Annotated in this window: 15 protein-coding genes and 1 tRNA gene; 6 read left to right on the top strand and 10 right to left on the bottom strand. The window is 66.6% G+C overall.

The genetic code is table 11. The annotated features are described in order from the left end of the window. Nucleotides 1–70: 70 nt before the first annotated feature. The 5 genes from ACVK00_RS27720 to ACVK00_RS27700 form a co-directional block, all read right to left on the bottom strand. A tRNA-Ala gene (locus ACVK00_RS27720) sits at nucleotides 71–146 on the bottom strand. Nucleotides 147–212: 66 nt separating this feature from the next. Next, complete coding sequence (locus ACVK00_RS27715) at nucleotides 213–572, bottom strand: c-type cytochrome (RefSeq protein WP_228906497.1); 360 nt, start codon at nucleotides 570–572, stop codon at nucleotides 213–215. Next, nucleotides 569–1,366: a BON domain-containing protein gene (locus tag ACVK00_RS27710; RefSeq protein WP_166723906.1), complete on the bottom strand. Its 798-nt coding sequence runs from the start codon at nucleotides 1,364–1,366 to the stop codon at nucleotides 569–571. The genes ACVK00_RS27715 and ACVK00_RS27710 overlap by 4 nt, the downstream gene beginning before the upstream one ends. A 17-nt stretch (nucleotides 1,367–1,383) precedes the next feature. Continuing rightward, nucleotides 1,384–1,968 carry an SIS domain-containing protein gene (locus ACVK00_RS27705; RefSeq protein WP_105832030.1) on the bottom strand — a complete coding sequence of 195 codons (585 nt, stop codon included), beginning with the start codon at nucleotides 1,966–1,968 and terminating at the stop codon, nucleotides 1,384–1,386. A gap of 126 nt (nucleotides 1,969–2,094) precedes the next feature. Beyond that, nucleotides 2,095–2,523, bottom strand: coding sequence for a YraN family protein (locus ACVK00_RS27700; protein ID WP_228907593.1), 429 nt, complete (start codon nucleotides 2,521–2,523; stop codon nucleotides 2,095–2,097). A 46-nt stretch (nucleotides 2,524–2,569) separates the two neighbouring features. Between ACVK00_RS27700 and rsmI the strand changes: the two genes are divergently transcribed. Then, nucleotides 2,570–3,448, top strand: a complete 879-nt coding sequence (rsmI, locus tag ACVK00_RS27695) for a 16S rRNA (cytidine(1402)-2'-O)-methyltransferase (protein WP_228906495.1) — start codon at nucleotides 2,570–2,572, stop codon at nucleotides 3,446–3,448. Between the two features lie 95 nt (nucleotides 3,449–3,543). Here the strand turns inward: rsmI and ACVK00_RS27690 are convergent, their stop codons facing one another. Further along, nucleotides 3,544–4,155: a septal ring lytic transglycosylase RlpA family protein gene (locus ACVK00_RS27690; protein ID WP_229050480.1), complete on the bottom strand. Its 612-nt coding sequence runs from the start codon at nucleotides 4,153–4,155 to the stop codon at nucleotides 3,544–3,546. Nucleotides 4,156–4,813: 658 nt separating this feature from the next. Here ACVK00_RS27690 and ACVK00_RS27685 point away from each other — a divergent pair. The 3 genes from ACVK00_RS27685 to ACVK00_RS27675 all read left to right on the top strand — a co-directional run bounded on the left by ACVK00_RS27685 (nucleotide 4,814) and on the right by ACVK00_RS27675 (nucleotide 6,664). Further along, nucleotides 4,814–5,458 carry an MBL fold metallo-hydrolase gene (locus ACVK00_RS27685; RefSeq protein ID WP_166723902.1) on the top strand — a complete coding sequence of 215 codons (645 nt, stop codon included), beginning with the start codon at nucleotides 4,814–4,816 and terminating at the stop codon, nucleotides 5,456–5,458. After that, on the top strand, nucleotides 5,455–6,114 hold the full coding sequence (locus ACVK00_RS27680; RefSeq protein WP_006760444.1) for a 3'-5' exonuclease family protein: 660 nt from the start codon (nucleotides 5,455–5,457) through the stop codon (nucleotides 6,112–6,114). Before ACVK00_RS27685 ends, ACVK00_RS27680 begins: the two co-directional genes overlap by 4 nt. Nucleotides 6,115–6,193: 79 nt before the next feature. Then, nucleotides 6,194–6,664, top strand: coding sequence for an Lrp/AsnC family transcriptional regulator (locus tag ACVK00_RS27675; protein ID WP_006477376.1), 471 nt, complete (start codon nucleotides 6,194–6,196; stop codon nucleotides 6,662–6,664). A 27-nt stretch (nucleotides 6,665–6,691) separates the two neighbouring features. Here ACVK00_RS27675 and ACVK00_RS27670 read toward each other — a convergent pair whose 3' ends face one another. From ACVK00_RS27670 to ACVK00_RS27660, 3 genes are all read right to left on the bottom strand, one after another. Further along, nucleotides 6,692–7,849, bottom strand: a complete 1,158-nt coding sequence (locus ACVK00_RS27670) for a cation diffusion facilitator family transporter (RefSeq protein WP_284899053.1) — start codon at nucleotides 7,847–7,849, stop codon at nucleotides 6,692–6,694. Nucleotides 7,850–8,086: 237 nt separating this feature from the next. Next, entirely contained in the window at nucleotides 8,087–8,380 is a 294-nt protein-coding gene (locus ACVK00_RS27665; RefSeq protein ID WP_011655705.1) for an H-NS histone family protein, read from the bottom strand. Between the two features lie 355 nt (nucleotides 8,381–8,735). Beyond that, the gene (locus ACVK00_RS27660; protein WP_284899056.1) at nucleotides 8,736–9,395 is read right to left on the bottom strand and encodes a HugZ family pyridoxamine 5'-phosphate oxidase; all 660 of its coding nucleotides are present in this window, start codon (nucleotides 9,393–9,395) and stop codon (nucleotides 8,736–8,738) included. A gap of 37 nt (nucleotides 9,396–9,432) precedes the next feature. On the opposite strand from ACVK00_RS27660, the gene ACVK00_RS27655 reads away from it, so the two are divergent. Then, nucleotides 9,433–9,738 (top strand): hypothetical protein, encoded by a 306-nt coding sequence (locus tag ACVK00_RS27655; RefSeq protein ID WP_354122894.1) that lies wholly within the window; start codon nucleotides 9,433–9,435, stop codon nucleotides 9,736–9,738. A gap of 70 nt (nucleotides 9,739–9,808) precedes the next feature. Next, nucleotides 9,809–11,023 carry an MFS transporter gene (locus ACVK00_RS27650; RefSeq protein WP_284899059.1) on the top strand — a complete coding sequence of 405 codons (1,215 nt, stop codon included), beginning with the start codon at nucleotides 9,809–9,811 and terminating at the stop codon, nucleotides 11,021–11,023. Between the two features lie 99 nt (nucleotides 11,024–11,122). Here the strand turns inward: ACVK00_RS27650 and ACVK00_RS27645 are convergent, their stop codons facing one another. After that, on the bottom strand, nucleotides 11,123–12,265 hold the full coding sequence (locus tag ACVK00_RS27645; RefSeq protein WP_228906485.1) for a branched-chain amino acid ABC transporter substrate-binding protein: 1,143 nt from the start codon (nucleotides 12,263–12,265) through the stop codon (nucleotides 11,123–11,125). Nucleotides 12,266–12,575 lie beyond the last annotated feature (310 nt).

The raw sequence follows: 12,575 nt of genomic DNA, 5'->3' as shown, positions 1-12,575 counted from the left end.
ACCGGCGTTACGCGCGGCATGCCGGAAAACAAAAAGGGCTCGGTCTTGCGACCGAGCCCTTCGAAATTCTTGGTGGAGCGGAGGAGGATCGAACTCCCGACCTTCGCATTGCGAACGCGACGCTCTCCCAGCTGAGCTACCGCCCCATCAGACAACCATCATACACAGGCATTTCCGCGCTTGGCAATAGGGCTTGCCTTACCCCCGCCGGGTCACTTCGACGGCGCGCCGGCCAGCACCCAATCGACCACGGAACGCAGATCCGCGTCGCTCAGACGCGGGTGCGCCGGCATCGGAATCGCGCCCCAGACGCCGGAGCCGCCGTCCTTCACCTTCTTCGACAGCTTCGCAACAGCCTGCGGATCGGACTTGTAGCGCGCGGCGATGTCCTTGAACGACGGGCCGACGAGCTTGCGGTCCACAGCGTGGCAGCCCATGCATGCATTGCTGCGCGCGACCTTCAGGCCGTCGCCGACGTCCGCGTGCGCCGTGCCGAGCGCACCGGCCGCGAGCGCCGCGGCCGCGGCGCCCTGCACGATCCATTGCCTGATCGTCATCTGCGTCGACTTCATTGCGGCGTTGCCTTCGGGTTGCCCGGATGCACGCTCGATGAATTCGAGATCGGCGCGGGCGGTTGCAGCGGAGTGGACTGCACCGATGCATCGGGCACCGCCCCGACCGTCGCGGCATCCGCGGGCGCGGCGGCGGCCTGCGCGCCGGACGCAGTGCTCGGCGACGCCGCCTGCAGCGCCTGCGCGTCCTGCGGCTTGATGTACTGGAACACCTTCACGACCTTCTCGACGCCCGGCACCTGGCTCGCCGCATCCGCGCCGCGATTGCCTTCGTCGACCGTCACGAGACCCAGCAGGTAGATGTTGCCGCGCTCGCTGACGACCTTGTAGTAGTTCGCCGACAGCCCCTTCGTCGCGATCAGCTCGGATTTCACGCGCCCTTCGAGGTACGAGTCGTTCGCGCGCGACGACAGCGACGATGCCGGCTCGACCGACAGCTCGTTGACGATCGCGCTCACGTTGTTGATGCCGCGCACGATTTCCTCGGCGCGCTGCTTCGATGCGTCGTTCGGCACTTCGCCCGTCAGCAGCACGCGGCGGTTGAACACCGTGACGTTCACGTGCGACTGGTCCGGCAGCCCGTTGTTGATCTGCGTGAGCGACTTGACCTGGATCTCGCGATCCTCGGTCTGCGCGCCGAGCGTACGGCGATCGGTCGCGATCAGCGCGCCGCCGCCGGCCGCCGCACCCAGCACGCCGAGCACGCAGCCCTGCAGCGACATCGCGAGGCCCGCCGTCAGCGCGGCGAGCAACGTGGTTCTGACGAGCGTCTGTTTGACGCGGCTTTGATTCATCGACGGCTCTCCTTCGTTCAATCCTCACCCAGCAGCATCGCGTCGATGCCGTCGCACAGGCAGTGGATGGTCAGCAGATGGACTTCGTGGACGTGCGCCGCACGCGAGGCAGGCACGCTGATTGGAATATCGGTATCGGACAGCGCGGCCGCGACGGCGTGGCCGTCACCGCCCGTCAGCGCGACGACGGTCATCTCGCGCTCGTGCGCCTCGTCGATCGCGGCCAGCACGCGCGGCGACGCGCCGCTCGCGTCGAGCACCAGCAGGATGTCGCCGGTCTGCCCGAGCACGCGCACCTGCTGCGCGAACAGCTGATCGGCCGCGGCTGCCCCGGTGAGGCCGCCCTGCGACGCATCGGTGGCCAGCGCAATCGCGGGCAGGCCCGGACGCTCGCGCTCGAAGCCGCCGACGAGCGACACGGCGAGGTAGTGCGCGGCGGCGGCCGACAGGCCGTCACCACATGCAACGATCTTGTTGCCATTCGCCAGCGCGGCGAACATCGCGTCGACCGCGGCTGCGATCGGCAGCGACAGCGCATCGGCCGCTTCGGCGTGAAGCGCGGCACTGTCGCGAAAATGTTGCTGAATACGTTCGACTGACATCGATTCCTGGTGAACTGGGCGCGTGGCACGCAGCACGCAACGTCATGGGTGCGGCGAGTTTACCGCACTCCGGCACCATCTCCAGGGGTATGGCAAGAACTCTTTACATCTCGTCACAGCTCGCGGCTACACATCGTCGGCACGAAATGCGTCACGCAGCCACTCGAGCCGGCCGGCTTCGAACGCGACGACGTCGAAACGGCACGCGGCACCCGCGCCGTGCCGCACCCAGAAATGGAGCGCGGCCGCAACCAGACGCCGCCGCTTGCGCCAGCCGACACTCGCGGCCGCACCACCGTGCCGAGTGCTGCGCCGCGCGCGCACCTCGACGAACACGAGCGTGCCGTCGGCCGTGCGCATCACGAGATCGAGCTCGCCGCCGCGCATCGTCACGTTGGCCGCGACGAACGCGAGACCGCGGCGTTCAAGGAACTGCCGCGCGCGCTGCTCGAACGTCGCGCCGACCGATCTGGATCCCGCCGCGCCGGAAAAGTTGCCGCCGCCGGGCGGCAAACCGCGCCCGCTGCCCGGCGCGGCCGGCGCCGCGTGGCACAATGCCGTCCTTGTTCCGCTTGCGCCGCGATTGCGCGCATTGCCTGCCATGACTGCCCTCCTCGAACTCGCGCAAACACAGCACTACCCGGACGCCGCGCTCTACGTGGTCGCGACGCCGATCGGCAACACCGCCGACATCACGCTGCGCGCGCTGCACGTGCTCGGCCTCGCCGACCGCATCGCGGCCGAAGACACCCGCAACACGGGCCAGCTGCTGGCCCGCTACGGGATCTCGAAACCGCTCGTCGCCGTGCACGAGCACAACGAACGCGAAGCGGCGCTGCGCGTGATCGAGCTGCTGCGCGCCGGCGAACGCGTCGCATACGTGTCGGACGCCGGCACGCCCGGCATTTCGGACCCCGGCGCGCGGCTCGTCGACGCCGTGCGCGCGGCCGGCTTCGCGGTGATTCCGCTGCCGGGCGCGAGCGCGGCCGTGACCGCGCTGAGCGTGGCGGGCGACTGGGCCGGCGCGTTCACCTTCGCGGGCTTCCTGCCGCCGAAGGCGAAGCAGCGCGCGAACGCGCTGCAGGCGCTCGCGCGGCACCCGTACGCGCTGGTGTTCTACGAAGCGCCGCACCGGATCACCGACACCGTCGCCGCACTCGCCGACGCGTTCGGCCCCGCGCGCCGGCTGCTGATCGCGCGCGAACTCACCAAGCTACACGAGCAGCTGTTCCAGGGCACCCTGGCCGAAGGACAGAGCTGGCTCGACGGCGATGCGAACCGGCAGCGCGGCGAGTTCGTGCTGGTCGTCGAAGGCGCGCCGGCCGACGTCGGCGAAGCCGACGACACCGCGCACGACGCGCTGCTCAAACTGCTGCTGGAAGAAGTACCGGTGAAGAGCGCGGCGAAGCTCGCGGCCGCGCTGACGGGCGCGTCGCGCAACACGCTGTATGCGCGCGCACTCGTGCTGAAGGAAGGCTGACGGCGAGCGCGGGCGGCACCCGCCGCCCGGCCCGCGAAAACGCAAAAGGGCTGCCCGAAGGCAGCCCTTTTTGCATGAGCGGACGAACCGCCGCGTTACTTCGACGAGAGCGACGCGAACATTTCGTCGCGTGCCTCGCGCGCTTCCTGCGGCGACAGCCCTTCGATCTTCACGCGACCCGTGCCGGAATGCACGAGGCCGATCATCCGGGCGGCGGCATACGACAGGTCGAGCACGCGGCCACGCTTGTACGGCCCGCGATCGTTGACCTTCACGACGACCCACTTGCCGGTCGACGAGTTCGTCACCTTGATGTACGAGGACAGCGGCAGCGTGCGGTGCGCGGCGGTCAGCGCGTTCATGTTGAAGCGCTCACCGTTCGCGGTGCGGCGGCCGTGGAAATCCCGGCCATACCACGATGCCCGGCCCGTCTGGCGGAAGTCGGACACGTCCTTGCCGTCGATCGGCTCGGCGTCCGCCAGCGACGACTTCTTCGCGTCCTTGCTGTCGGCAGCCGGCATCGACGCCAGCGCGGAATCGAAACTCAGTTGCTGCTTGTCGTCGTCCGCCTTGGCGGCCGCGGCCGTCTTGCTGACCGCGTTCTTCTGGTTGGCGCTGCCGGTGGTCTGGCTGGATGGCACCGCACAGCCCGTCAGCGCAAAAAATAATGCAATGGTCCCGAATCGAGTCGGAAAACGAAAATTCATCGACGTGTCGCCTTGTGGTTCGGGCCGCACCGATACAACGCTGCTCAACAACGCGGATACACGGCCCGGACGGCAAATGCGGGCACGCCCCGCTCGGATGCGAGCAGGCGGCTAGCATGGGCGCGGCTTTCGTCTCTGCCGCAACCGTCCTGATTAGTTTTCACGTCTGGCGCAACCTGTCCCCGGCAGCCTGACCAGACCCCACATGCCGCCATCGAACATGGCTTTCACGTTCGCGCGCGTCGCGTACAGCCAACGCACAGGAACGGCGGCACAGGCCTCATCCGGCGGCGCGGCAGCAAGGCCGCAGACGGGCGCGCAGCACCCGGCCGGACAAGACGTGAGCACCGAATGCTCGGTGCTGGATACACCGCCGGACTCCCCGGCGGTCGATGCTTGACGGTGAATCCGACGCCCTCATTTAACGGGGCCGAAACACCAGCGAATTGCGTGAAATTCACGCGCAATGGGCCGCATTATACATAAATCAAAAGGTCATCTCGAAAAGGCCCCCGCCCGGACCATTGATTCTCACTATGGCGGTAACAATCGGCATGCTCGGGGATTGCCCGGACGAGCGCGTCCGACGCTGCACCGCAGGGCCGGCAGGCAGCGCGCGCGACCGGTACAATCGCTCCTTTTAGCCGCCGGTGCCTCCATGAAAGTCACGCTCATTCCGGTCACGCCGTTCCAGCAGAACTGCTCGCTCGTCGTCTGCGAAAAGACCGGCCGCGCCGCCGTCGTCGATCCGGGGGGCGATCTCGAACGGATCGAACAGGAGATCGCGCGGCAGAACGTGCAGGTCGAGAAGGTGCTGCTCACGCACGGCCACATCGATCACTGCGGGGGCGCGAAGGCGCTCGCGACGCACTACGGCGTGCCGATCGTCGGGCCGCAGGAAGACGAGCGCTTCTGGATCGAGCAACTGCCGATGCAGAGCCAGCGCTTCGGCTTCCCGGCCGCCGAAACGTTCGAGCCGGACCACTGGCTGAACGATGGCGACACCGTGCAGGTCGGCGACGAGACGCTCGAGGTCTATCACTGCCCGGGCCACACGCCCGGCCACGTCGTGTTCTTCAGCCGCGCGCATCGCGTCGCGATCGTCGGCGACGTGCTGTTCGCCGGCTCGATCGGCCGCACCGATTTCCCGCGCGGCAACCATGCGGACCTCGTGCGCTCGATCAAGGAGAAGCTGTGGCCGCTCGGCGACGACGTCACGTTCGTGCCGGGCCACGGCCCGGTGTCGACCTTCGGCGACGAGCGCCGCACGAATCCGTTCGTGTCCGACAAGGTGTTCGGATGAACCAGACCGCCATTCCCGAAATCTACGTCAGCACCGACGTCGAGGCCGACGGCCCGATTCCCGGCCCGCACTCGATGCTGAGCTTCGCGTCGGCCGCCTATACCGAGGACAAGCAGCTGATCGCGACGTTCTCCGCGAACCTCGAGACGCTGCCCGGCGCCCAGGCCCATCCGGTGCAGGAAGCGTGGTGGAAGACCGAACCGCAAGCGTGGGCCGCGTGCCGGCGCGACCTGCAGGCGCCCGAGGCCGCGCTCGTCGCGTACGTCGAGTGGGTCGAGGCGCTGCCGGGCAAGCCCGTGTTCGTCGCGATGCCGGCCGGCTTCGATTTCACGTTCATGTTCTGGTACATGATGCGCTTCACCGGACGCTGCCCGTTCTCGTGGTCGGCGCTCGACATCAAGACGCTCGCGTTCGCGATGACGGGCCTGCCGTACCGCAAGGCGATCAAGCCGCGCTTCCCGAAGCACTGGTTCGACGATCATCCGCACACGCACGTCGCGCTCGACGACGCGATCGAGCAAGGCACGCTGTTCTGCAACATGCTCGCCGACCTGCGCCGTCAGCAGGCGGCGCTGGCGGGCCTCGCGGTGGCCGATACCGACCGGTCGGAACAGGCGGGGGCGGGACAAAATCCCACGGATCCGCGCGCAAATTAGAGAATCTCGCTCAGCGGCACGCCGCCAGATTGCCTTTCCTTTCCCGGCCCTCTAACATTGAGCATGTTGTAGCTGCCGCATGGAGGCACAGGTGACGCTCGATTCCTTTTCGCAAAAAATCCTTCGCCTGTTGCAGCTCGACGCGCGCCGTTCCGTACAGGAAATCTCCGACCAGGTCGGCCTGTCGAGCACGCCGTGCTGGCGCCGCATCAAGGACATGGAACAGTCCGGCGTGATCCAGCGCTACACCGCGCTGCTCGATCGCGAGAAGCTCGGCCTGCACGTATGTGCGCTCGCGCACGTGCACCTGACCCGCCACAACGAAGGCGGCGTCGAGCAGTTCGAGCGCGAAATCGCGACCTGCCCGGAAGTCACCGAGTGCTACAGCACGACGGGCGAAGCCGATTACATCCTCAAGATCGTCGCGCCCGACATCAAGGCCTACGACGTCTTCCTGCACGAACGGATCTTCAAGATCCCGGCGGTGTCGCAGGTGCGCACGAGCGTCGTGCTGCGCGAAATCAAGTTCGACACGCAGTTGCCGCTGTAACGCGCGGCCCGCGGCCGCCTGCGCCGCTCACGGCTGCGCGGGCAGCCCGCGCGTGAAACCGATCCGGCGCGCTCCGAACTGGCGCTTGAGCCCGTCGACATCGAGCCGGCCGGCCAAGGCCGCATCGGTATCGCCTGTGCCGGCGTCCAGCGTCACGTCGATCTCGAGCCCCGTACTCAGGTAGTGCAGGTTGATCGCGGCCGGACGCAGCCCGCGCTGCGCGAGCGCGGCCTCGAGCCGCGTCGCGATCTCGGCGCGCGGCGGCAGCGCGAGCGCCGGACGGCGCGCCGCGTCGTTCTCCGGGTCGACGTGGATCAGCGCGTCGAGCACGCGCGGGTCGCGCAGTACGCGTGCCCGCGCGGTTTCCGCGATGTAGTGCCCTTCGGATACGGAGATCATCGGATCGACGAGGATGTGCGCGTCGACGAGCGCCGCATCGCCCATCTTGCGCGTGCGCAGGTCGTGCACGTCGCGCACGCCCGGCGTGGCCACGAGCAGCGCGCGGATCTCGGCCGAAGCGGAGGTGTCGAGTGCGCGATCCGACAGGTCCTGCAACGCGTCATAGCCGAACGTCCAGCCCATGCGCGCGACCATGAAGCCGACGATCGCGGCGGCGATCGGGTCGAGCAGCCGCACGCCGGCGAGGCTGCCGATGATGCCGATCGCCACGACGAGCGACGATGCGGCGTCCGAGCGCGCATGCCACGCGTTCGCGACGAGCATCGCCGACCGCACGCGCCGCGCCTCGCGCAGCATGTAGCGGAACAGCGCCTCTTTCGACACGAGCACGGTCAGCGCGACGATCAGTGCGGAGAAATGGACGGCCGGGATGTTCTCGAGGTTCACGAGACGGTTGCCGGCGCGCCAGAGCATGCCGATGCCGACCGCGATCAGGATCGCGCCGAGGAACAGCGATGCGACCGTCTCGTAGCGGCTGTGTCCGTAATTGTGATCGGCATCCGGCGATGCACCACTGTGGCGATTCGCAACCAGTACGACAAAATCCGAGATCAAATCGGAAATCGAATGCACGCCATCGGCAATCAATGCCTGCGAATGCGCAACCACACCCACGGCGATCTGAAACGTTGCAAGCACCACATTCAGCACAATACTGACGAGGGTGCTCTTGCGCGCGACCGTGTGCTTATCCGCGCTTTGCGCGTCGCCAGAAAACGTGGACATGAAATACGAGATATCGGTTGGGATACGGAATTCTATCAAACGGCGCCCGCGCGGCATTCGAGTAACACGAAATTTTCCATTTAAATCAGTCGCTTATGCGAACGGGTCGCATTTTCATTCACGCGCCGTTTCTGACATTTTCATGACAACGCGCAACCACTCCGATGCCACAATACAAAAAGCCGCGCTCCTGGACGGACACGCGGCTCTTTTTGAGGCGACGACTTAAACGGACGTTTAAATCGTGAACTGTTCGCGGTTCTTGCCGGCGATCCAGCGCGGCGGCTTGCCGCGGCCCGACCACGTCGCGCCCGTTTCCGGATCGCGGTACTTGGCTGCCACGCCTGCGCGCGGGCGACCGACCTTGCCTGCCTTCGCGCGGTTGAGGCCGAGTTCGGCGAGCGAAAAGCCGTAGTCGGCAATTTTCTGCTTCACGTCATTCAGCACTTCGGCGTATTCGCGCGACTTCGCTTCTTCGATTTGCTTCTCCAGCTTCTCCCGCTGGGCCAGCAGGTCCTTGTAAGAAGACATAGTTTCCCTTTCTATATGACTAATGGCGCCGGTCTGAGCCAGCTCACCATTCATGGAATATTTGTGCCTCGGATTTTCGAAGGCAGAGATTAGCACAAAAAAGATTTGATAGAAGCGGGATTCACGAAAATCCCGAGACCAATTGTAATTCACGCATGTCATTTTGACCGGCAACGGCCTTTTCTCAAATTTTCATGCGCTTGCATAGAGATTAGGACATTACCGATTCCGGTAATAGGCCTATCAACATACGCAATTACCCTGCATGTGGGAAAATCAAAGCTTTCATCCCGCGACAGGTTTGTGTAAATCGTATGGTGCTATTCGCCATACAGACGAAGCGGCATCCGCGGCGTCACGTCACATCCTCCGCGCATGCCATCAACCGCTCGCGCAACGCGCTGGCGTCGCCCGGCAGCGGATCGAATGGCGTGCGCACGCGGCGGCCGTCGCAGCGCCAGTCGGCGCCGTGGCGGTCGACGCCGAGCAGGTCGAGCCCGTCGCGGCGCGCGCCGCTCGAGTCGTATGCGTCCCACAATGCCCGCTCGTCGTCGAACCCGAGCGGCGGCAGCGCATCGAGGCCCGTGCCGTCCACCCAGCCCATCCGGCCGAACCCGCCGATATAGCGTAGCCGCTCGATGTCGAGCGCCCAGAACGCGAAATCGCCGAGCGCGAGGTAGCGCGCGGCGTCGGGCTCGTAGTGCGTGTAGCGCGCGGCGACATGCGGATCGTCGCCGAGCGGCACGAAGCGGCCGAGCAGCGTCGCGCGCTCGGCGTTCAGCACGTCGCCGCCCGGAGCATCGACGACGAGAAAGCCCGCGCGCGGATCGGCGGCGAGGTTGCGCGTGTGTTCGGCGAGGCCGCTCACGAGGATCACGGGCCGATGATTCGCATCGGGTGCGAACGGCACGACCGTCGGATACGGAAAACCTTGCGGGTCGCGCGCGTGGGTCGCGAGCGTGCCGAGTGCGCAGCGGTGCAGCAGGTGCAGGGCAAGGGCGGGATCGATGTTCACGGTGACTCCTGCGATCGGAAGGACTGGGCGGGCAAGGATGGCGAAGGCGCGCAGCACGGGCAGCTTCGGACACGCCGCCTGCGCATCGATGTTACCCGCGGCGGCGGCCGGCTGGACATTGGCCGGATGGCTGATGCGGCCCGCGCAGGTGGCTTGGGTGGCTTGGGTGGCTTGGGTGGCTTGGGTGGCTTGGGTGGCTTGGGTGGCTTGGGTGGCGCAGGTGGCGCAGGTGGCGCAGGTGGCGCAGGTGGCGCAGGCAGCGCAGGCAGCGCAGGCAGCGCAGGCAGCGCAGGCAGCGTGGGCGGCGATCGACCAGACAGCCAGCGCGCCGGCAAGACCGTAAGCGATTCGATAGAATCGGACAAATCCGATGGGCGCGACGCGCCCGCGCATCGTCCATTCAAGCGTGTTCCATGTCCGAATCTTCCTCCCGATCCTCGTCCGACTTCGCCGCGCCGCCCGACATGCATCGCACGCTGGCCTTGCCGGTCCGCCAGCGCGCACGCACGGCCACGATGGCGCTGTTCTTCGTCGCCGGCATGATGTACGCGTCGTGGGGCGTGCATGTGCCGACCGTACGCGACAAGTTCGCGTTGAGCCCCGGGCTGCTGTCGATCGCGCTGTTCGCGGTCGCGGGCGGCTCGATCGCCGCGATGCTGACGATCGCGCGCTGGATCGCGCGGGTCGGCTCGCGCACCGCGTGCCTCGGCGGCGGGCTCGTGATGTCCGCGTGCGCGGCGCTGATCCTCGTCGTGCCCGACTACTGGATGCTGCTCGTCGTGCTCGCGCTGTTCGGCTTCTCGATGGCGACGCTCGACGTCGCGATGAACGCCGAGGCGAGCGCGGTCGAGATCGCGCTCGGCAAGCCGATCATGTCGTCGCTGCACGGGATGTTCAGCATCGGCGGGATGTCGGGGGCGGCGGTCGGCGGCGCGCTGCTGTCGGCCGGCATGGCGCCGGCGGTGCATCTCGCGCTCGCGGCAGCCATCAACGCGGCGGTGCTGCTGGCCGCGAGCCCGGCCGTGCTCCCGCACGTCCCGCATCATGAGCACGCGCACGGCGGCGGCAACCGCTGGCGCTCGGCCGCGCTGTGGATGCTCGGCGGCATCGCCTTGGTTGCGCTGATCGCCGAAGGCGCGATGTACGACTGGGCGACGGTCTACATGCGCGACGTGGTCGCGGCGAGCCCCGCGCTCGCAAGCGCCGCGTATGCGGCGTTCTCCGGCGGAATGGCGATCGCGCGTTTCGCGGGCGACGCGGTGCGCGCCCGGTTCGGCGCGCCGCAGCTCGTGTTCGCGAGCGCGTCGCTCGCGTGCGCCGGGATGATCGGCGCGCTGCTGCTGCCGAACCCGATCGCCGTGCTGACGGGCTTCACCCTGATGGGCCTCGGCCTCGCGAACATGATGCCCGTGCTGTTCGCCGCCGCCGCGCGCGTGAAAGGCATCCACGCGGCCGAAGGTCTCGCGCACGTGGCCGGGCTCGCGTACTTCGGACTGCTGTTCGGTCCGGTCGTAATCGGCGCGGTCGCGCAAACCGCGAACCTGACGGTCGGCCTGTCGGTCGTCGCGCTGTGCGCGGCGCTCGTCGCAGTGATCGCGCCGAAGGTGCTCGCGCACCTGAAGATCTGAGCGCACGGCGGGCACGCCGCCTGCCGCGAGCCCCAAAAAGAAAGCGCGCCCGCGTTGCCGCGGGCGCGCCTTCACCCCTTCTGTCGACCGCTTGTCAGCTTACATCTTCACTTCGTCGAGCAGCGTCTTCTTGCCGCTCTTGTAGTTGTACAGCGAGATCACGCCGTGCCGCAGGTCGCCCTTCGCGTCGAAGGTCGTCGTGCCGATCACGCCCGTGTAGTTCGTCGCCGGCATCGCGGCGAGGATCTTCGCCGGGTCCGTCGAGTTCGAGCGCTTCATCGCGTCGGCGATGATGTACACGGCGTCATACGTGAACGGTGCGTAGATCTGGATCGGCTGGCCGAAACGCTTCTCGTACTTCGCCTTGAACGCGCCGCCGCCCGGCATCTTCTCGAGCGATGCACCAGCTTCCGAGCACACGACGTTGTCAGTCGCATCGCCGGCCAGGTCGGCCAGCTTCTCCGTGCACACGCCGTCGCCCGCGAAGATCTTCGCGCGCAGGCCGAGCTGCTTCGCCTGTTTCGCGAACGGGCCGCCGGTGGCGTCCATGCCGCCGTACATGATCGCGTCCGGATTCTCGCCCTTGATCTTGGTCAGAATCGCGCGGAAGTCGACCGCCTTGTCGTTGGTCGCGTCGTGCGACACCACCTTCAGGCCGAGCGCCTTCGCCTTCTTCTCGAACTCGTTCGCGAGACCCTGGCCGTATGCGGTCGAGTCATCGACCACCGCGACGCTCTTGATGCCCTTCGAGTGCGCGTAGTTCGCGAGTGCCGGACCCTGCTGCGCATCGGTCGCCACCACGCGATACGTGGTCTTGAAGCCCTGCTGCGTGTAAGCCGGGTTGGTCGCCGACGGCGAGATCTGCACGATGCCCGAATCGCTGTAGATCTTCGAGGCCGGGATCGACGTGCCCGAGTTCAGGTGGCCGACCACCGCGACGACCTTGTCGTCGACGAGCTTCTGCGCAACCTGCGTGGCCTGGCGCGGGTCGGCCGCGTCATCCTGCGCATCGAGTTGCAGCGTGATTTTCTGGCCGCCGATCGTCAGACCCTTGGCGTTGATCTCCTCGACTGCGAGACGTGCACCGTTTTCGTTGTCCTTCCCCAGGTGTGCAATGCCGCCCGTCAAGGGCGCGACGTGGCCGATCTTGACGACTTGATCGGCGGCCGCGTTGCTTGCAGCTGCAACGCACAGCATCGCCGCGGCGGTGATCGGCAGCAGCTTTTGCATCTTGATATTCATGTAAGTCTCCAGTTTCGGTCCCAATAAAACGCCATCGCCCGGTGCCCCGCTGCCATCCCTGTGTTTGCATCACTGGACGATTCGCCGGTTGCATCGTTCATGCACTTGGCCTCAAGCACGTAAAGACAACCGCTTTTAGCGGCCCCCCGTCCGTACTTGCGCGCAAGTGTAGGTGATCAAATTAATTTGTGGGACTTTTTTGGGGTAGTGGTAACACTACCGATACGGGCGCTTTGGAATGACTACTCGAATACTCCGGAAGCCCCGCCTGATAAGGGTTTCCGCTAATTACGGACGGCCGGATGGAAGG

The organism is Burkholderia sp. PvR073 (genome assembly GCF_054055695.1).
This window is presented reverse-complemented; position numbering and strand designations above follow the sequence as displayed.

Coding starts and splice junctions, on each gene's coding strand:
- ACVK00_RS27715 (WP_228906497.1), bottom strand. CDS start 572: ATGAAGTCGACGCAGATGACGATCAGGCAATGGATCGTGCAGGGCGCC.
- ACVK00_RS27710 (WP_166723906.1), bottom strand. CDS start 1,366: ATGAATCAAAGCCGCGTCAAACAGACGCTCGTCAGAACCACGTTGCTC.
- ACVK00_RS27705 (WP_105832030.1), bottom strand. CDS start 1,968: ATGTCAGTCGAACGTATTCAGCAACATTTTCGCGACAGTGCCGCGCTT.
- rsmI (WP_228906495.1), top strand. CDS start 2,570: ATGACTGCCCTCCTCGAACTCGCGCAAACACAGCACTACCCGGACGCC.
- ACVK00_RS27690 (WP_229050480.1), bottom strand. CDS start 4,155: ATGAATTTTCGTTTTCCGACTCGATTCGGGACCATTGCATTATTTTTT.
- ACVK00_RS27685 (WP_166723902.1), top strand. CDS start 4,814: ATGAAAGTCACGCTCATTCCGGTCACGCCGTTCCAGCAGAACTGCTCG.
- ACVK00_RS27680 (WP_006760444.1), top strand. CDS start 5,455: ATGAACCAGACCGCCATTCCCGAAATCTACGTCAGCACCGACGTCGAG.
- ACVK00_RS27675 (WP_006477376.1), top strand. CDS start 6,194: ATGGAGGCACAGGTGACGCTCGATTCCTTTTCGCAAAAAATCCTTCGC.
- ACVK00_RS27670 (WP_284899053.1), bottom strand. CDS start 7,849: ATGTCCACGTTTTCTGGCGACGCGCAAAGCGCGGATAAGCACACGGTC.
- ACVK00_RS27665 (WP_011655705.1), bottom strand. CDS start 8,380: ATGTCTTCTTACAAGGACCTGCTGGCCCAGCGGGAGAAGCTGGAGAAG.
- ACVK00_RS27655 (WP_354122894.1), top strand. CDS start 9,433: ATGGCGAAGGCGCGCAGCACGGGCAGCTTCGGACACGCCGCCTGCGCA.
- ACVK00_RS27650 (WP_284899059.1), top strand. CDS start 9,809: ATGTCCGAATCTTCCTCCCGATCCTCGTCCGACTTCGCCGCGCCGCCC.
- ACVK00_RS27645 (WP_228906485.1), bottom strand. CDS start 12,265: ATGAATATCAAGATGCAAAAGCTGCTGCCGATCACCGCCGCGGCGATG.